15 protein-coding genes are annotated in these 18,088 nt (G+C 63.7%); 12 read left to right on the forward strand and 3 right to left on the reverse strand.

Translation table 11 applies throughout. The features are described 5' to 3' along the window. Positions 1-33 precede the first annotated feature (33 nt). Positions 34-1,548: an LCP family protein gene (locus PYR64_RS05170; protein WP_275778747.1), complete on the reverse strand. Its 1,515-nt coding sequence runs from the start codon at positions 1,546-1,548 to the stop codon at positions 34-36. A 105-nt stretch (positions 1,549-1,653) separates the two neighbouring features. Between PYR64_RS05170 and PYR64_RS05175 the strand changes: the two genes are divergently transcribed. The 5 genes from PYR64_RS05175 to PYR64_RS05195 all read left to right on the forward strand — a co-directional run bounded on the left by PYR64_RS05175 (position 1,654) and on the right by PYR64_RS05195 (position 6,679). Next, positions 1,654-2,532: a cytochrome c oxidase assembly protein gene (locus PYR64_RS05175; RefSeq protein ID WP_079581036.1), complete on the forward strand. Its 879-nt coding sequence runs from the start codon at positions 1,654-1,656 to the stop codon at positions 2,530-2,532. A 61-nt stretch (positions 2,533-2,593) separates the two neighbouring features. Further along, positions 2,594-2,890 (forward strand): Asp-tRNA(Asn)/Glu-tRNA(Gln) amidotransferase subunit GatC, encoded by a 297-nt coding sequence (gene gatC / locus PYR64_RS05180; RefSeq protein ID WP_018777425.1) that lies wholly within the window; start codon positions 2,594-2,596, stop codon positions 2,888-2,890. Between the two features lie 5 nt (positions 2,891-2,895). Beyond that, positions 2,896-4,464, forward strand: coding sequence for an Asp-tRNA(Asn)/Glu-tRNA(Gln) amidotransferase subunit GatA (gatA, locus tag PYR64_RS05185; protein WP_064721852.1), 1,569 nt, complete (start codon positions 2,896-2,898; stop codon positions 4,462-4,464). Continuing rightward, positions 4,464-5,972 carry an Asp-tRNA(Asn)/Glu-tRNA(Gln) amidotransferase subunit GatB gene (gatB, locus tag PYR64_RS05190; protein WP_275778751.1) on the forward strand — a complete coding sequence of 503 codons (1,509 nt, stop codon included), beginning with the start codon at positions 4,464-4,466 and terminating at the stop codon, positions 5,970-5,972. The genes gatA and gatB overlap by 1 nt, the downstream gene beginning before the upstream one ends. 74 nt (positions 5,973-6,046) lie before the next feature. Beyond that, complete coding sequence (locus PYR64_RS05195) at positions 6,047-6,679, forward strand: DUF5666 domain-containing protein (RefSeq protein ID WP_275778753.1); 633 nt, start codon at positions 6,047-6,049, stop codon at positions 6,677-6,679. Here the strand turns inward: PYR64_RS05195 and PYR64_RS05200 are convergent. Continuing rightward, complete coding sequence (locus tag PYR64_RS05200; RefSeq protein ID WP_275778754.1) at positions 6,660-7,679, reverse strand: formylglycine-generating enzyme family protein; 1,020 nt, start codon at positions 7,677-7,679, stop codon at positions 6,660-6,662. The two genes, PYR64_RS05195 and PYR64_RS05200, sit on opposite strands and share 20 nt — an antisense overlap. Before the next feature lie 241 nt (positions 7,680-7,920). Between PYR64_RS05200 and PYR64_RS05205 the strand changes: the two genes are divergently transcribed. From PYR64_RS05205 to PYR64_RS05225, 5 genes are all read left to right on the forward strand, one after another. After that, on the forward strand, positions 7,921-8,955 hold the full coding sequence (locus tag PYR64_RS05205) for an ABC transporter permease subunit (RefSeq protein ID WP_275778755.1): 1,035 nt from the start codon (positions 7,921-7,923) through the stop codon (positions 8,953-8,955). 42 nt (positions 8,956-8,997) lie between these two features. After that, positions 8,998-9,921 (forward strand): carbohydrate ABC transporter permease, encoded by a 924-nt coding sequence (locus PYR64_RS05210; protein ID WP_018777431.1) that lies wholly within the window; start codon positions 8,998-9,000, stop codon positions 9,919-9,921. A gap of 70 nt (positions 9,922-9,991) precedes the next feature. Further along, positions 9,992-11,650 (forward strand): hypothetical protein, encoded by a 1,659-nt coding sequence (locus PYR64_RS05215; RefSeq protein WP_055975045.1) that lies wholly within the window; start codon positions 9,992-9,994, stop codon positions 11,648-11,650. Between the two features lie 68 nt (positions 11,651-11,718). After that, positions 11,719-12,762 (forward strand): LacI family DNA-binding transcriptional regulator, encoded by a 1,044-nt coding sequence (locus tag PYR64_RS05220; protein WP_275778758.1) that lies wholly within the window; start codon positions 11,719-11,721, stop codon positions 12,760-12,762. Positions 12,763-12,779: 17 nt separating this feature from the next. Then, complete coding sequence (locus PYR64_RS05225) at positions 12,780-13,973, forward strand: Gfo/Idh/MocA family oxidoreductase (RefSeq protein ID WP_275778760.1); 1,194 nt, start codon at positions 12,780-12,782, stop codon at positions 13,971-13,973. A 1-nt stretch (position 13,974) separates the two neighbouring features. Here PYR64_RS05225 and PYR64_RS05230 read toward each other — a convergent pair whose 3' ends face one another. Further along, entirely contained in the window at positions 13,975-14,892 is a 918-nt protein-coding gene (locus PYR64_RS05230; protein ID WP_110504529.1) for a LysR family transcriptional regulator, read from the reverse strand. A gap of 107 nt (positions 14,893-14,999) precedes the next feature. Here PYR64_RS05230 and tdh point away from each other — a divergent pair, with 107 nt between their 5' ends. Both tdh and PYR64_RS05240 read left to right on the forward strand, forming a co-directional pair. Further along, positions 15,000-16,046, forward strand: coding sequence for an L-threonine 3-dehydrogenase (tdh, locus tag PYR64_RS05235; protein WP_055975051.1), 1,047 nt, complete (start codon positions 15,000-15,002; stop codon positions 16,044-16,046). A gap of 79 nt (positions 16,047-16,125) precedes the next feature. Then, positions 16,126-17,319, forward strand: coding sequence for a glycine C-acetyltransferase (locus tag PYR64_RS05240; RefSeq protein ID WP_189075839.1), 1,194 nt, complete (start codon positions 16,126-16,128; stop codon positions 17,317-17,319). The last annotated feature ends 769 nt before the right edge of the window (positions 17,320-18,088 follow it).

Below are 18,088 nucleotides of genomic sequence, written 5' to 3' on the forward strand. Positions count from 1 at the left end.
CTGCGGCACCGCCGAATACGCCGCTGTAAATGATCAGCCTGCCGGGTTTGTTGCCTGGCAGGTCTGGTCATTTGCCGTTTGGCTCGGAATGCTTCCCTCCGCCGGGGCCGGGACCGGCTTGTCGCCCGAGGCAAAGTCCTCGCCTGCGTAGAGCTGGACGCCCTCAATGCCGGCGGCCTGCTGGACGCTGGTAGCCGGAAGTCCGAACATCGCGGCGATGTCGGTTGCGACGTCGTCGAAACCGGCCTGATAGTAAATCATCGTTTGGGTTTGTGGCTGGGCCTGCAGCCGGGTTGTCTTGGTGTAGCCGGCGGCGGCCAGCGTCGCGGCGATGGCATTGCTCCGGCCCGTCACGGAAGTGCCGTTGGCAACGGAAACCGGCTGGAGTGCTTTGTCGAAGGAAGGTTTGGCGGGCGGGCTGGAAGGCTCAGCCGTAGGGGCCGCACCCTGGCTGAGGTCGGCGCTCTGCCGGAGGGCGGAGAAAAGTTGCGACGCCGCCGGCTCCGCCAAGGCCAGCCGGTTGGGGTCGGACGGCGCGGGCACAGTAGGTACGGTGATGAAGTTGACCTTTGCGGGGTCGATGTTCTTGAGCCGGTCCGCGATGGTCAGCAGTGCCGGAACGGAGGACAAACCGGTGTCCACTGTGAGGTTGCTGGTCATCGTGTCAGCGATATCCAGCACTTTTTGCGGGTTGGTCAGTGTGCCTTCGGATTTGAGCTTGCGCACCAGCGAGCCAAGGAAGGCCTGCTGAGCCTGGATGCGGCCCAAGTCCCCGCCGTCGGCGAAAGCATGCCGGGTGCGCAGGAACGCCAAGGCCTGGTCGCCTTCCACCTGGGAGGTTCCCTTGGGAAGCCGGAGGCCGGAATCGGGATCGTAGACATCCGAGTTGACGCATACATCCACGCCTCCCACCTTGGTGGAGAGTTCCTTGACGGCATTGAAGTCCGCCATCATGAAGTGGTCGATTTCCAGGCCCGTTAGTTTGTTGACGGTATCCACGGCGCAGCCAATGCCGGCTTCGGCCATGGCGCTGTTGATCATCGCGTCCTCACGGGCAGCATGCTGCTGCTTGGTGGCCTGGTCCTGGCATTCAGGAACATCCACCATGAGGTCGCGGGGAAAGCTGATGACATTGACGTTGTTGTTGTCTGCCGAAATATCCACCAGCATCATGACGTCCGATTGACCGTAGCCCGAAGACTGGTCCGCCGTACCGTACTGGCTGTTCTTGCCGCTGCGGGTGTCGCTGCCCAGGACCAGGATCTGGAGCCGGTCCTTGCGGTCATCAACCGGGCCCTCGGTGCGGGCGCCTCCGGCTCCCAGCGCACTCGTGGAGATGTTGGACTGCAACCGCCACAACCAATAGCCGCCGAAGCACAGCACACCGAGGAGGACTGCGGCTATCACCAGGACGCCGAGCCGCAGCCAGCGGCGACGTTTACGGGTGGGCGAACCGAGGCTGCCGTCAACCAGGTTTCCCTGCCCGGGGTAGGCAGCAAGAGCTGGGTCGGAGCGGTTGGGGTCGGGACTTTCGTGACGACCTTGCACAGGGCCGGCCTTTCCTTGGGGGTCAGAAGCGGCTCATATTACTGAGCCATTCTGGGAATTTCCCCCATCGGCCAACCGCTCAGGCGGTGGGAATATCATGGGCTGGTGCCGCCACTTGAACTCCTTGGCAGTGCCTGGCGAATCGACTGGGCAGCCGTCGCAATGATCAGCACGTTTGGCGTGCTCTACGGCCTGGGGATCAGGGCCGCCACCAGGAACGGCCATAGATGGCCCCTCTGGCGGGCGGCTGCGTTCTACGGTCCCGGCCTGGGATCCATGGCTGTCCTTTGCTGCGGATTCACCGGGGTCTACAGTGCCGATCTTCGCTGGGCATTTACCCTCAAAGTCTCCTTGCTCCTTTTTGTCGTCCCACTGTTGCTGGGGCTGGGCCGGCCGATCACGCTGGCCCGTGCGGCACTGCCAGACACGGGCACAGCGGTGCTGAACGCAGTGCTGGCCCACCGCGTTGTGCGCTTCTTCAGCAACTCGCTGGCCGCCCCGCTGATCGGATTGGCGCTTTTCTCCACCTTCCTGACACCGGCCTTCCATGCGCTGCGTGCCGATCCGTTGGCCGAAACCCTGCTGACCGTCTGCATTCCCTTGCTGGGCCTCCTGATGGCCCTGCCCATCATCGAAGAAGCGGATTTCCAGCGCTCCAGCGCATACATCACCCTGGAGTTCGTGTTCGTTTTCATTGAGCTTCTGGCAGATGCCGTGCCGGGTATCCTGCTGCGTCTCAACGGCCAGGTCCTGGACCACGTCATGACAACCCAGGCCATGGCGGGGTGGTTCCCGGACCCGCTACGCGACCAGCAACTGGCGGGGGATGTCCTCTGGTTCATCTGCGAAATCGTCGATCTGCCACTTATCATCCTCATGTTCATCCGTTTCTCCAGGAGTGACAAACGTGAGGCGCGCGGTTTCGATGAACTGACGGACGCGCAACTGGAGGAGCTGAACGCGCAGCACCTGAACCGGCGCTGAAGCCGGTGCACAGCCAAGTAGACTGGTTCGGAAAACCATTTGAACTTTGCAGGGGAGATCCATGGCTGCGATCAACCGTGACGACGTCGCGCATCTTGCGCGTCTGGCTCACATTGAAATGAGTGCCGAAGAACTGGACAGGATGGCTGTTGAGCTTGCTGTCATCGTGGATTCGGTAAAGAGCGTGAGCGAGGCTGCCGGGGACGATGTTCCGGCGACATCGCACCCGATTCCGTTGACCAACGTGTTCCGTGAGGACGTCGTGGGTCACACATTCACGGCCGAACAGGCGCTGTCCGGCGCTCCGGATGCTTTCGAGAACCGTTTCAAGGTCCCGGCAATCCTGGATGAGGACTAATCACTATGACTGAGCTGAAGAACGAACTCATCCGCCACTCCGCTGCCGACCTCGCAGCCAAGCTGGCCGCCCGCGAAGTTTCCGCCGTCGAGGTGACGCAGGCGCACCTCGACCGCATTGCCGACGTCGATGGTCAGGTTAATGCGTTCCTGCACGTTAACAGCGAAGAGGCTTTGGCCGTTGCCGCCGACGTCGACGCTGCCCGCGCTGCCGGGGGTGCCGCTGCCGAGGAACTGCACGCCCTTGCCGGCGTGCCGATCGCGGTTAAGGACCTCATTGTCACCATTGGCCAGCCGACCACCGCTGGTTCGAAGATCCTTGAGGGCTGGCACAGCCCGTATGACGCCACTGTGGTGAAGAAGCTTCGCGCGGCCAGGATGCCCATCCTGGGCAAGACCAACCTGGATGAGTTCGCCATGGGTTCCTCCACGGAGCACTCTGCGTTCGGACCCACCCGCAACCCGTGGGACCTGGACCGCATCCCCGGCGGTTCGGGCGGTGGCTCCGCGGCCGCCGTCGCCGCTTTCGAAGCGCCCCTGGCGCTCGGCACGGACACCGGAGGTTCCATCCGCCAGCCCGGTGCCGTCACTGGAACCGTCGGCGTCAAGCCCACCTACGGCGCTGTTTCCCGCTACGGTGCCATCGCCATGGCGTCCTCGCTGGACCAGATCGGTCCGGTGTCCCGTACCGTGCTTGACTCGGCCCTGCTCCAGGAAGTCATTGGCGGTCACGACCCCTTCGACTCCACGTCCCTGACCGATCCGTTCAACAACCTGGTTGCCGCCGCCCGCGTGGGCAACGTCGCCGGGATGAGGATCGGCATCGTCAAAGAGCTGCACGGCGAGGGCTACCAGGCCGGCGTCGAGAACCGTTTCAACGAGTCGCTCCAGATCCTCAAGGACGCCGGTGCGGAAATCGTCGAGGTTTCCTGCCCCAACCTGAAGTACGCCCTGGGTGCCTACTACCTGATCATGCCGTCCGAGGTCTCCAGCAACCTGGCCAAGTTCGACGGCGTCCGCTTCGGCTTGCGAGTCCTGCCCAAGGACGGTCCGATGACCATCGAACGCGTGATGGGTGCCACCAGGGCTGCCGGCTTCGGCGATGAGGTCAAGCGCCGCATCATCCTGGGAACCTATGCGCTGAGCGCCGGTTACTACGACGCCTACTACGGTTCCGCGCAGAAGGTCCGCACCCTGATCCAGCGTGACTTCGACGCCGCTTTTGCCCAGGCCGATGTCCTGATCTCCCCGACGGCGCCCACCACGGCGTTCAAGCTGGGGGAGAAGCTTGATGATCCCTTGGCCATGTACCTGAACGACGTCGCCACGATTCCCGCGAACCTCGCCGGTATCCCCGGCCTGTCCCTGCCGGGTGGCCTGGCTGATGAGGACGGCCTGCCCGTCGGCATCCAGCTGCTGGCTCCGGCCCGCGAAGATGCCCGTCTGTACCGCGTGGGTGCGGTCCTCGAGTCCATCCTTGAAGAGAAGTGGGGCGGCCCGATTCTGGCGCAGGCGCCGGAACTGAAAAGTGCTGCCCTTGGCGCAACGTCCAACACCGCCGGAGGTTCCAACTAATGTCCGTCGACGCAACCCTGAGCTTCGAAGAAGCCATGGAGGAGTACGATCCCGTCCTGGGGTTCGAAGTCCACGTGGAACTCAACACCAAGACCAAGATGTTCTCCTCGGCACCCAACGTCTTCGGCGACGAGCCGAACACCAACGTCAACGAAGTTGACCTCGGCATGCCCGGCGTTCTTCCGGTGGTCAACAAAGCCGCCGTGGAGTCCTCCATCAAAATCGGCCTTGCCCTGAACTGCAAAATCGCCGAGTCCTGCCGCTTCGCCCGGAAGAACTACTTCTACCCGGACACCCCCAAGAACTTCCAGACCTCGCAGTACGATGAGCCGATCGCCTACGACGGTTACCTCGACATCGAGCTGGAGGACGGCACGGTCTTCCGCGTGGAGATCGAACGCGCCCACATGGAAGAGGACGCCGGCAAGCTGACCCACATGGGTGGCGCTGCGGGCCGTATCCAGGGCGCCGATTACTCCCTGGTGGACTACAACCGCTCCGGTGTGCCGCTGGTGGAAATCGTCACCAAGCCGATCGAGGGTGCCGGCAGCCGCGCCCCTGAACTGGCCAAGGCCTACGTCGCGGCCGTCCGCGAGATCGTGAAGAACCTCGGCGTCTCCGATGCCAAGATGGAGCGCGGCAACGTCCGTTGCGATGCCAACGTCTCGCTGCGGCCGCATGGCCGTGAACGCTTTGGCATCCGTTCGGAAACCAAGAACGTCAACTCCCTGCGCGCCGTCGAGCACGCCGTACGTTATGAAATCCAACGCCACGCCGCGGTCCTTGAGTCCGGTGAACCGGTCATCCAGGAGACGCGCCACTGGCACGAGGACACGCGTTCGACGACGTCGGGCCGGCCCAAGTCCGACGCTGACGATTACCGCTACTTCCCGGAGCCGGACCTGGTTCCCGTTGTCGCTTCCCGCGAGTGGGTGGAGGAATTGCGCGCAACCCTTCCCGAGCCGCCTGCTGAGCGTCGCAAGCGCCTCAAGGAAGCCTGGGGCTACTCGGATCTGGAGTTCCGCGATGTCGTGAACGCCGGGGTCATGGACTCGATCGAGGAAACCATTGCCGCCGGCGCATCTGCCGATGTTGCCCGCAAGTGGTGGATGGGTGAGATCGTCGGCCGCGCCAAGGTGGCCGACGTCGATCCTTCCGAGCTCGGCGTCACGCCGCAGGTCATCGTCGAGCTGAACAAGCTCGTCGAGGGCGGCAAGATCAACAACAAGATGGCCACGCAGGTCCTGGACGGCGTCCTCGCCGGCGAAGGAACTCCGGCGGAGATCGTTGAAAAGCGCGGCCTGGCGGTCGTGTCCGACGACGGTCCCCTCCTGGAAGCCATCGACGCCGCCCTGGCGGCACAGCCTGACGTCGCGGAGAAGATCCGTGGTGGCAAGATCCAGGCCATCGGCGCGATTGTTGGCGGCGTCATGAAGGCCACCCGTGGCCAGGCAGACGCAGGCCGTGTCCGCGAGCTCATCCTGGAGAAGCTCGGCGTCGAGGGCTAGACGCCTGTATTTCCCTACAAAGCAGGCCGCAGTTGATGCTGCGGCCTGCTTTGTTTTGGGCGCACAATGGATGCATGGCCACTCTCAAACCGGGCCTTCGGAAGGCCCTTCTTGCCGGCGGAATCGCTGTCACCTTGACCTGCGCCGGAGGCGCTGCCGTGTGGGCCGGCACTCAGGGCCCTTCAGGAACGCAGGGACCTTCAGCCACGCCAAGTTCCTCTGCTTCCGCCGAGCCATCCCAGGCGGCCCCATCCCAGGCGGCCCGGGGCCAGGCCATTCATGGCGAACACGTCGTCAAGCAGCCGGACGGGAGCTACCGGACCGTCCTCACCCAGGCCGGAACCATAGATTCGGTGAGTGGCTCCGACATCACGGTGAAGAGCGAAGACGGCTTCACCCAGGGGTACGCGATCACCACCGACACAAGGATCGCCAGGCTTCCCGCCGACGTGTCGCAACTCCGCAACGGCAATGGCAACGGCAAGAGCAAGCCTGCATTGCCGTCGGTGACGGCTGCCGAGCTGAAAGCCGGTGACAAGGTCCACATCAGCGGCATCAAGGACGGCGGCACCGTGACCGCAACAAAGATCGTCGCCGGTGAGCTGCCGGCCGGCATCAAGGGTGGGCACGGCCTCATGGGTGGGCACGGCCTCATGGGCGGGCACCGCGGGCACGGACCCAGGCAGGCTACAGAGCTACGGTCCTGAAGCCGAGGTTCGCGCTGGCCGACTCCGGTGTGTTTGAGCTTCGCGCGGCCAGGCGGTAGCGGTTGCAATAGGAGTCGTGGCAGAGGTACGAGCCGCCCCGCATCACCTTGCCCCGGCCGATGGTAGGCCCTTGCGGGTTCTCCACCGTTCCTTGTGCCAAGCACGTTTTGTAGTACTTGGGCAAGAACCAGTCGCTGCACCACTCCCACACGTTCCCGCTGGTTTGGTAGAGACCGTAGCCGTTGGGGGCAAAGGACCGCGCGGGGGCTGTGGTGAGATAGCCGTCGTCGAGGTCGTTGCGGGCCGGGAAGTCGCCTTGCCAGATGTTGCAATGGTGGGCCGCCTGTCCCGGCGCGTCACTGTGCAGTTCGTTGCCCCAGGGGTAGCGCTGCCCGGACAGTCCTCCGCGGGCCGCGTACTCCCATTCGGCTTCGGTGGGCAACCGGCGGCCGGCCCATCCGCAGTAGGCAAGGGCATCGTTGTGTGACACATGGGTCACCGGATGGTCCGCGGCTTCGCTCCAGTGGGAAAGCGGACCGGCAGGGTGGGCCCAGTCGGCTCCGCGGACATTCAGCCACCACGGGACGTTTCCGACCCTGTTGAGTATGTCCTTCCTGTCCGCTTTGACAGCCAAGTGGAACACGGCCGATGTCCCGAAGATCTCCGACTCGGTGCGGTATCCGGTGGCATCGATGAATGCCGCGAATTCCTGGTTGGTGACGGTTGTGGCGCTGATCCTGAAAGCCGGCATCCGAACCTGGTGCACCGGGGACTCGCCGTCGGCCGCATAGCCTTCTCCGAACGGGTCGCCCATGGCGAAAGTCCCCTCCGGAACCCGGACGTCGCCGTCCGTGGCCGCGGGGGTGGAAGGCTTCCCATGCCCGGATATCCCGACGCCGGTGTCCGCGCCGGTGCCGCCACTCGCCTGGGACAGGGGCAAAGACGGCTTGGGCGTCGAATGATCCCTGGCACCCGGGCCCGGGGCACAACAATCTGCCACACCGATCTCCTTTGTTCCACGCGGCTTTGTTCCACGCGGCGCGGGCTTCCCGCCGGGCGCCCCGTTCAACACATCCTACTGGCACCTGCCCGCCGTCGAAAATGATGAAAGCTGATTTCTGCGAGCAGTTTCGATCATGATCTTGCAAAAAGAGACCAGCGTCACTTATGGTTTGTTAAACGGTTAACGAGCGTGGCTTGAATCACATTGATGGCTTTCGCTCAACACTTGAGGAGACAGCATGAACTCGACGACGAAACAGGCTCCGGCATTGCCCGAAGCTCGCCGAGTCCCCGCCCGGGCAGGTGAAAAGACCGCCGGAGCCGGTGCGAAGAAGCGGAAAAGGAACAAGGTCCCGCAGCAGAGCTTCCGGTCCCGGCTGAGGCGTGACAAGCAGATGCTGCTCATGATGGTCCCGGGAGTGCTCTTCCTTCTGCTCTTCTTCTACATCCCCATCCTTGGCAACGTCATCGCCTTCCAGGACTACCAGCCATACCTCGGCATCGGGGACAGCCTCTGGGTGGGCTGGCAGAACTTCGTGGACCTGTTCGGCAACCCCGACTTCATCCACGCCTTCTGGAACACCCTGTACTTGGCGGCCTGGCAGTTGGTCTTCCTCTTCCCGGTGCCGCTGGTACTGGCCCTGATTGTGGATTCGCTCGTCAGCACGCGGGTCCGGAAGGTTTTCCAAAGCATCGCGTACCTCCCGCACTTCCTGTCCTGGGTACTGGTTATCGCGTTCTTCCAGCAGATGCTGGGCGGGGCCGGCTTCGTCAACAACCTGCTCCGCGACTGGGGCATGGAGCCCATTCCCTTCATGACCAACCCGGAGACCTTCCCCGTGATGGTCGTGGTCCAGATGATCTGGAAGGACGCCGGCTGGGCAATGATCATCTTCCTCGCAGCCCTGGCCAGCATCGATGCCTCGCTGTATGAAGCCGCCGCCGCCGACGGTGCCGGCAGGTGGCGGAGGATGTGGCACATTACCCTCCCCGGCCTGCGCCCCGTGATCGTGCTGCTCCTCATCCTGCGCATCGGCGACATCCTCTCGGTCGGATTCGAGCAGTTCATCCTGCAACGGGACGCCGTCGGAGCCGGCGCGGCCGAGGTCCTGGACACCTTCACCTACTACACCGGCGTAGTGGGTGGCGGGTGGAGCTCGGGTGCTGCTGCCGGCTTGGCCAAGGGCGTCGTCAGTGCCCTGCTGATCTACGGAGCCAACAAACTTGCCCACCGCTTTGGCGAAGACGGAATCTTCGCAAAACAAGCGCGCTGAAAGTCATGCCAGCCCGCGGGGCTGCCGCACAAGGAGAATTTCATGGCAACACCATTGTTTAGCAAGAAACCCCGGGAACTGACGTACAACCCCAAGCGCCCGGTGTGGAAAGAAAAGCCATCTGCGCTGTACCAAACGGTCAAGGCAGTGGTCCTGGTCGTGTTCAGCTTGTCCATCCTCACTCCCATCCTGCTGGTGGTCTCAACGTCCCTGGCCGATACGGAGCAGTTGGTCAAGGCAGGAGGCTTCGTCTTGTGGCCTGAACGCCCCACGCTGGAGGCCTACGCCACCATCTTCAAGGGCCCCATGGTCCTGCAATCCCTCGGGGTGAGCGTGCTGATCACCGCGGTCGGCACCATTCTGGCGCTGTTCGTGACCATCACCATGGCCTATGCCACCAGCCGTTCGGTCCTCTTCGGCAGGCCCGTCATCCTGGCAGTGCTCTTCACGCTGCTCTTCGCACCGGGACTGATCCCGTCGTTCCTGATGATCCGTCAACTCGGCCTGCTGGACTCCCTGTGGTCGCTGATCCTTCCAGGCATCTTTGGAGCCTTCAACTTTGTGGTGATGCGCTCGTTCTTCATGAACATTCCGGGCGAACTGATCGAAAGTGCCAGGATCGACGGCGCCAACGACTGGCAAATCCTGTGGCGCATCGTGATGCCGCTCTCCAAAGCCGTGATCGCCGTCGTCGGCCTCTTTTACGCGGTGGGCTTCTGGAACTCATTCTTCAACGCCCTCCTCTACATCAACGACCACAGCAAATGGCCAATCCAGCTGTTGCTCCGCAACTTCGTGGTCCAGGGCAGCGGGGCGGCCGACCAGCTCGGCATCACCACAACCCCTCCGCCGCAGTCCATCCAAATGGCAGTGGTGGTCGTAGCCCTGGTTCCCATCCTGATGGTCTACCCGTTCCTCCAAAAGCACTTTGCCAAGGGCGTCATCACCGGCGCCGTCAAGGGCTAACCCGCACCCGCGGAGCCCGAACAGAACTGAAACCCACACCATGAAGCAAATAACCAGAAAGGGTTATGCCATGACGAGCACTTCCTCACAGGCTGGATTCAGCCGCCGCGGTTTCCTTGGCCTAGCGGGCCTGGCCGTGACCGCAGCAGGATTGTCCGCCTGCGGTGGCGGCGGAGCCGGCGGCAACGGAGGCGCCGCTGCCTCCGCTTCGGTCAAGTTGCCCACCTACAAGGAATTCACCGGCGTCACCCCGGACATCGCCGGCAACGCCAAGGGCCTGCAGTCCGGTTACTTCAAGCTGCCCACAGCCGTGCAGTCCGTGAAGACGCCGCCGCTCAAGGGCAAGGTCACCGGCTTGACTGAAACCTTCGACACCATGAGCCCCGGCCTGAAGGACAATCCTTTCTGGCAGCGGCTCAACACCAAGCTCGGCGGCGACCTGGAACTGCAGATCGCCGAAGACATCGGAGACGGCTACCCTGCGAAGTTCGCTACCGTCCTGGCCAGCAACGACCTCCCGGACATGATGTGGGTTCCGCCGAACCAGGGCATTCCCAACGTCGGTCCCATGCTTGAAGCCAAGTTCCAGGACCTGACGCCGTACCTTTCAGGCGACGCCGTCCTTGAGTACCCCAACCTGGCCGCGCTGAAGCCCGATTCCTGGAAGACCGCCGTCGTGAACGGCAAGATCTGGGGAGCGCCCATCCCGAGCACCCCGTTCGGACAGGTATACGTAGGCAATCACGATGTCTGGTCGAAAGTGGGCGGCTTTGAAGCGGCCAATGCCGATGAATTCCTGGACAAAGCCAAGGAATTGACGCGTCCGGGGGACCAGCAATACGCCCTGGAACCGGCCTACATCAACGCCCTGCACATGGTGACTGAGTGGTTCGGCGCCCCGAACAGCTGGGCGGTCAACAAGGACCGCACCCTGACGCACCTGTACGAGACCGACGAATACCTGGCCGGTGTCGAGTTCACCGCCAAAATGTTCGCAGCAGGTGTCTTCTACCCGGACTCCAAGGCCACTGACATCCGTTCCCGTGTGGCCAACGGCAGCGTGGCGGCGCAGGTCGTCGTGGGTCCACACGACATCCGCAGCTACCGTGCGCTGAACAAGGACGTACAGTTCGACATCCTGATCCCCTTCAGCGCCGACGGCAAGGTCAAGCCTGTCTATGACATGGGCTACGGCACGGTTGGATTCACCCCGTTCAAGAAGGCCGACGAAGGCAGGATCCGCGAACTGCTGGCACTCATCAACTACCTGTCGGCACCCTTCGGCACCGTCGAGTACATGCAGAAGAACTTCGGCGAGCTCGGCCAGGACTACACCATCGATGCCGCCGGCAACCCGGTCCGCACGGAAACAGGGACCACCAACGCACCCGGCCTGGTGTCGGCGTTGAACATCATGTCCAGCCCGGAAAACGTCATCTTCAACCCCGGATTCGACGACGACACCCGCTACGTCAGCCAGCAGGAGGAGAAACTCCTCGAGTTCGCCTGGCGCAACCCCACCAACGGTTCCTACTCGGACACCAACGCCAAGGTGGGTGCCAAGATCACCAAGCAGCTGCGCGACAAAGTGGTGGACATCATCACAGGCCGGGCGAAGATCGACGAGCTCAAGGACGCGGTCAAGCGCTGGAAGAGCGAAGGCGGGGACAAGATGCGCGATGAGTACCAGGCCGCGTTGGACCCCAACGCGCCAGTCTTCCGAAGCTAGGCCGCTTCAGGAGCTAGCCTCGACACAGAATGGCGTGACCAGAGATCAGCGAACAATCAGGGGGAACCATGGCAAAAGCGAGCAGCACCGGAGTAAGGCCCACCATTCGAATGGTGGCCGAACTGGCCGGCGTCTCCACCGCCACGGTGTCCTATGTGTTGTCAGGGCGGCGCGGTGACGGCGGACCAGGCGTTTCGGATCCGACGGCGGAAAAGGTCAAGGCTGCTGCCGAGCGGCTCGGCTACCGCCCCAACCAGGCGGCCCGGGCCATCCGGACGGGCCGCACGAACACCGTGATCCTGTCGCTGACCATGCTCTCCGATCCTTGGTCGTTGTCCGTCATCGAAGCCGTGCAGAAGGCCGCGGTCCCGCTGGGAATCACGCCGATGATCCTCGGCGATGCTGACTGGGTCAAAGTACTCGGCACGCACAATGCAGACGCGGTGTTCGTCGATGCTGTCCGCGAGAACCAGCGCGATGACCTGCGCAAACTCGCGGAACGCGGGACCACCCTGGTGGTTTTCGACGAGGTCCTGGAAGCGGACGGCTTCGATGTCATCCGTTCCATTGCCGGCCCCGGCTGCCGGATGGCCGTGGAGCACCTGCTCCACGGCCACCGGCAGATCGCTTGCCTGACTCCGGCAACGGCGGCGGGCACCTCCGGCGGATCGCGGTACCGGGCCTACTCGGAAGCCTTGGCCTCGGCCGGCATCCCGGAGCGGCGGGACTATGTGGGGCTCTTCGATGGGACCACAGCCAGTGCCTATGCCGCTGCCACCCGGCTCCTCAGCCTGCCGGACCGTCCCACCGCCATCTACGCCACCACGGACTACGCGGCGGTCAGTGCCATCAATGCAGCACAGCGCCTGGGGCTCGGGGTCGGCGTGGATGTGGACATCATCGGTGTCGGCAACACAGTGGAGGGTGAGCGGATGTCGCCCTCGCTCAGCACCGTTGGTCCCGTGGACTTCTTCGACAAGCTCGCCCGGCGGCTCTTGAAGCGTGCTGCCAGCCACGGCGAACACGACGAGCCCGCCGTCCTCGACTTCCCCTGGCATCTGTTCGTGCGCGAATCGGCGCCCCACCGCAGCGCCGCCACCAGACTTTACTAAGAAACAGCAGAAGGAAAATGTACACCATGGATAAGGATTTGAAGGTCGGAATCGTAGGATTCGGCCTGCGTTCGGGGTTGTGGAAGCACGCCCACAAACCCGGCAACGGCTCCGAGGTCACCATCATCTGCGACCTCAGTGAACGCGGCAGGGCCGATGCTGCCCAGCGCATTCCCACAGCCCGCATCACTGCCGACCTCGATGAACTGCTGGCCAGCGACCTGGACGCCGTACTGGTCCTGACCCCCGATAGCCAGCACGCCGCCGTCGCGGTCCGGACGCTCAAGGCGGGCATCCCCACCTTCTGCGAAAAGCCCCTCGACATCACGGTTGAGGCCGCGGACCTGATCCTCAGCACGGCTTTCGAAACCGGCACACGCCTGTACGTCGGCCACAACATGCGCCACATGCCGGTGGTAGTACAGATGCGCCAACTCATTGAGGAAGGCAGGATCGGGGACGTCAAAGCGGTCTGGTGCCGCCACTTCGTCGGCCACGGCGGGGACTACTACTTCAAGGACTGGCACGCCCAGCGCGCCAACGTCACCTCCCTCCTGCTTCAAAAGGGCGCCCACGACATCGACGTCATCCACTTGCTCGCCGGTGGCTACACCAAGCGGGTTGCCGCCGTCGGAGATCTGGCTGTCTATGGTGATGTCGCCAACCGTGCCGACAACACCGGCAAACGCATGGGGGACTGGTTCTCCCTGGACAACTGGCCGCCGACGGAGCAGAAGGATCTGGCGGAAGTGATCGACGTCGAGGACATTTCCATGATGAACATGGTTCTGGACAACGGTGTGCTGGCCTCCTACCAGCAGTGCCACTTCACCCCGGATTACTGGCGCAACTACACGATCATCGGAACCAAGGGCCGGATCGAGAACCTGGGCGATGGACCGGGAGAAACCATCAATGTGTGGACTTCCCGGACGTCGGGATATGCGGCACCGGATGAGGTCATCACCATCCAGGACGGCGAGGGCGGCCACGGCGGCGCCGACCCGCGCCTGATCGAGGAGTTCCTCCGCTTCGCGTCGGAGGGCGGGCAGACGCAAACCAGCCCCATTGCTGCACGGCAGGCGGTGGTTGCCGGCATCCTCGCGGCAGAATCGCTGCGGGGCGACGGCTCAGCGCGAGAGGTCCCGGAACTCCCGGCCGAGCTGGTGGCCTACTTCGACGCCGGCCAGCCCGCTTTGGTCCGCGACTGAGTCAGCGCGGTTCGGAAAGCCCGGTCATGACGGTTTGAAGTGACTCGCAAACCGTCATGACCGATTTCCGTTTAAGCGTCTCCGGACGGGCCAGGATGTCGATTTTGCGCACCGAGTTCACGCCGGACAACGGGCGCAGCACTACGCCGGCGTCCAGGACACGCCGGGCCGTGAAGCGCGGGAGCAGCCCGATCGCGCCGCCGGCCGAGACGAGCGCGGCCACGGTTGAGTAGTCGTTGATGCGGTGCAGGACCTCCGCAGGCCTCCCGCTCACGGCAACGACGGCGGCGAGCACGTCTGCGGGGGAGTAACCGTCGCGGCTGGTCACCCAGGGTTCATCCACGACGTCGGAAGGCTCCAGTTCGCGGCGGGATGCGAGTGGGTGATCCGCCGGAAGCGCGATGTCCAGCGGCTCGTCGGCCAGTGGGATCACCGCGACTTTGTCCTCCGGCCATTGCGGGCTGTTGTCCATGCGATGCGCCAAAACCAGGTCGTACCGTGCTGCCAACCCCGGGAAATCCTCCTGCGCCACGTCCTCGTCGGCGAGGCGCAGGCGAGGCGAGTTCCCGCCGTCGGACGCCAACAGCGCTGCCAGCGGCGCGAACAGCGCCTGCCCTGCGCTGTGGAAGGCGCTCACGCTGACCGGCGCGTCGGGAGCATCGTGATACGCGCCGATCGCTGCCCGCGCGTCTGCCATGGCATTTACGACGGCGGCACCCGCCTCGGCCAGCACGCGGCCCGCGTCGGTCAGGACCAGGGCGCGGCCCTCCTTCCGTGTCAACGGCACGTCCACGGACCTTTGGAGCAGGGCGAGCTGTTGCGACACAGCCGAAGGAGTGACCATGAGTGTCTCTGCTACCGCCTTGACGCTGCCCAGGTCGCCGAGCTCGCGGAGCATCTGCAGCTGATGAATTTCCATTAGCAAATCCTAAATCGTTGATTGAGAAGAATCTAGTTGTGCTAAATCGTTGCCGGGGCTTCAATGGACTCAGCAGCAGTGAAGCAGCCCCAGCAGTGAGGAATCCCATGAAGGCTCTCTACAAATCCGGACCCCACGCCGGTTTCGAACTCGTCGACCGTCCGGAACCTGAAGCGGGCGCAGGCGACGTCAAGATCCGCGTGATGACCACCGGAATCTGCGGCACGGACCTCCACATCCAGAGCTGGGACGCCTGGGCGCAGAGCATCATCGAAACCCCCTTGATCGCAGGCCACGAGTTTTACGGTGAAGTGGTTGAAGTCGGCGAGGACGTCCGCGACGTCAAGGTCGGCGACCGCGTCTCCGGCGAAGGGCACGTAGTATGCGGAATCTGCCGCAACTGCCGCGCCGGACGCCGCCAGATGTGCATCCACACGGTCTCCGTGGGCGTGCAGCGCGATGGCGCGTTCGCCGAATACGTCGTGATCCCGGAGACGAACGTCTGGGTCCACCATGACGAATCCGTCACCCCTGAGCTCGGCGCCATTTTCGACCCCTTCGGCAATGCCGTCCACACCGCTTTGAGCTTCCCGCTGGTCGGCGAGGACGTGCTCATCACCGGCGCCGGCCCGATCGGGCTGATGGCCATCGCTGTGGCCCGGCACGCCGGTGCACGCAAGATCGCCATCACCGACGTCTCCGCACCGCGCCTGGAACTCGCGCGGCAGATGGGCGTGGACCTCGCCGTCGACGTTTCCAAGATGCGCGTCCGCGAGGCACAGCAGGAACTGGGCATGCGCGAAGGCTTTGATATCGGTCTTGAAATGTCGGGACACCCCACGGCACTGCCTGAGATGATCGACAACATGAACCACGGCGGACGCATCGCCATGCTCGGCCTTCCCAGCCAGTCCATCGACATCGACTGGGGCAAGGTTGTCACCCACATGCTGACGCTCAAGGGTATTTACGGTCGCGAGATGTTCGAGACCTGGTACGCCATGAGCGCCATGCTCTCGTCCAACCCCGTGCTGCACCGCAGCATCTCCGCCGTCGTCACCGACAAGCTGTCCGCAGCCGACTGGGAAAAGGGCTTCGAAATCGCCCGCAACGGCACCGGCGGCAAAGTGGTCCTCGACTGGACCGAACTGTAACTGGACCGAACTGTAAACCGGACCGAACTGTCACCCGGACCGAACCGCCACCCGGACCGCCAAAGACTTAGGAGCACCCATGTACTCAGCCATCAAAGACCAACTGCAGGGCGAACTCGACGAGATCCGCACCGCCGGCCTCTTCAAGACCGAACGCCACATCGATTCCCCGCAGGCAAGCCACATCGCCGCAGGACAGCTCGGCCAGCCGGCCAACAAGGTCCTGAACTTCTGCGCCAACAACTACCTTGGCCTGGCCGACCACCTGGACATCATCGCCGCCGCCAAGTCCGCCATGGACGAGCGCGGCTTCGGCATGGCCTCCGTGCGCTTCATCTGCGGCACGCAGGACCTCCACCTGGAGCTCGAAGCCCGCGTCTCGAAGTTCCTCGGCACGGAGGACACCATCCTGTTCTCCAGCTGCTTCGACGCGAACGGCGGTGTCTTCGAGTCCCTGTTCGGCCCCGAGGACGCCATCATCTCGGACTCGCTGAACCATGCGTCCATCATCGACGGCATCCGCCTGAGCAAGGCCAAGCGGTTCCGCTACGCCAACCAGGACATGGCGGACCTTGAAGCCAAGCTGGTCGAAGCTGAGGGCTCACGCCGCAAGATCATCGTCACCGATGGCGTGTTTTCCATGGACGGGTACCTCGCTCCGCTGGAAGCCATCTGCGATCTCGCCGAGAAGCACGACGCCCTGGTCATGGTTGACGACTCCCACGCCGTCGGTTTCATGGGCCCCACCGGCGCCGGCACGCCGGAGCACGCCGGAGTCTCCGAGCGCGTCGACATCTACACGGGAACCTTCGGCAAGGCCCTCGGCGGGGCTTCGGGCGGATACGTTTCCGGCCGCGGCGAAATTGTCGCCATGCTGCGCCAGAAAGCCCGCCCTTACCTGTTCTCCAACTCCCTCGCCCCGGCTATTGTTGCGGCCACTATCAAGGCGATCGAGCTCGTCCAGGAATCCGGAGAATTGCGCACCCGCCTCTTCGAGAACGCCGCGCTGTTCCGCCGCCGCATGAGCGAGGAAGGTTTCGAACTCCTCGACGGCGAACACGCCATCATCCCCGTCATGTTCGGCGATGCCGTGGTGGCCGCCAAGATCGCTGACGAGATGCTCAACAATGGTGTCTTCGTCACCGCCTTCAGCTTCCCCGTAGTGCCGAAGGGCGTGGCACGGATCCGGGTGCAGCTTTCGGCCGCGCACAGTGCTGACGACGTCGAAGCGTGCGTCCAAGCGTTCGTCAAGAGCCGCGCCGCCGTCGCCTAACAGCGCTCGCTCACATTCCGCGTGCTTGCCCGCGACGCTCGCTCACGTCCCGCGTGCTTGCTCCCGTCGCTTCTTCACGTCCCGCGTGCTTGATTCCGACGCTCGCTCACATCCCGCGTGCTTGATCCCGACGCTCACTCACGTCCCGCGTGCTTGGTTCCGACGCTCACTCACGTCCCGCGTGCTTGATCCCGACGCTCGCTCACTTCCTTCTAACAAGTGAGTAAGCGTTGGGGTTTAAGGGGCTGTTATGTGAGTGAGCGTTGGGATTTAAAAGGCCTGTTTCGTGAGTGAGCGTTGGTAGTTGGTGCTGCCCGGACAGGCGACGTCGACGGCGGTGCGTGCGTTCGGGTCGTCGTCAACAGTCGCGCCGCGGTCAGCCCTCCAAACGCTTCCTCACATCCCTCGGGTTTCCTGCCGTCGCTTCCTCACGTCCCGCGTGCTTGGTTCCGACGCGTCCTCACGTCCCGCGTGCTTGCCCGCGACGCTCGCTCACTTCCTTCTAACAAGTGAGTAAGCGTTGGGTTTTAAGGGGCTGTTATGTGAGTGAGCGTTGGGGTTTAACGGCCTGTTTCGTGAGTAAGCGTTGGTAGTTGGTGCTGCCCGGACAGGCGACGTCGACGGCGGTGCGTGCGTTCGGGTCGTCGTCAACAGTCGCGCCGCGGTCACCCCTCCAAACCCTTCCTCACGTCCCGCGTGCTTGCCCGCGTCGCTTGCTCACATCCCTCGGGTTTCCAGGCGTCCCTCCATCGCTTTTCCCAAGAAAGTG

The organism is Paenarthrobacter sp. Y-19 (genome assembly GCF_029223985.1).
In the GTDB taxonomy this organism is placed as follows: Bacteria; Actinomycetota; Actinomycetes; order Actinomycetales; family Micrococcaceae; genus Arthrobacter; species Arthrobacter nicotinovorans.

Excerpts from the sequence above, each read along its gene's own strand:
- PYR64_RS05205 (WP_275778755.1), top strand. The coding sequence starts at position 7,921 with ATGAACTCGACGACGAAACAGGCTCCGGCATTGCCCGAAGCTCGCCGA.
- tdh (WP_055975051.1), top strand. The coding sequence starts at position 15,000 with ATGAAGGCTCTCTACAAATCCGGACCCCACGCCGGTTTCGAACTCGTC.
- PYR64_RS05225 (WP_275778760.1), top strand. The coding sequence starts at position 12,780 with ATGTACACCATGGATAAGGATTTGAAGGTCGGAATCGTAGGATTCGGC.
- PYR64_RS05220 (WP_275778758.1), top strand. The coding sequence starts at position 11,719 with ATGGCAAAAGCGAGCAGCACCGGAGTAAGGCCCACCATTCGAATGGTG.
- gatB (WP_275778751.1), top strand. The coding sequence starts at position 4,464 with ATGTCCGTCGACGCAACCCTGAGCTTCGAAGAAGCCATGGAGGAGTAC.
- PYR64_RS05230 (WP_110504529.1), bottom strand. The coding sequence starts at position 14,892 with ATGGAAATTCATCAGCTGCAGATGCTCCGCGAGCTCGGCGACCTGGGC.
- gatA (WP_064721852.1), top strand. The coding sequence starts at position 2,896 with ATGACTGAGCTGAAGAACGAACTCATCCGCCACTCCGCTGCCGACCTC.
- gatC (WP_018777425.1), top strand. The coding sequence starts at position 2,594 with ATGGCTGCGATCAACCGTGACGACGTCGCGCATCTTGCGCGTCTGGCT.
- PYR64_RS05240 (WP_189075839.1), top strand. The coding sequence starts at position 16,126 with ATGTACTCAGCCATCAAAGACCAACTGCAGGGCGAACTCGACGAGATC.
- PYR64_RS05195 (WP_275778753.1), top strand. The coding sequence starts at position 6,047 with ATGGCCACTCTCAAACCGGGCCTTCGGAAGGCCCTTCTTGCCGGCGGA.
- PYR64_RS05210 (WP_018777431.1), top strand. The coding sequence starts at position 8,998 with ATGGCAACACCATTGTTTAGCAAGAAACCCCGGGAACTGACGTACAAC.
- PYR64_RS05215 (WP_055975045.1), top strand. The coding sequence starts at position 9,992 with ATGACGAGCACTTCCTCACAGGCTGGATTCAGCCGCCGCGGTTTCCTT.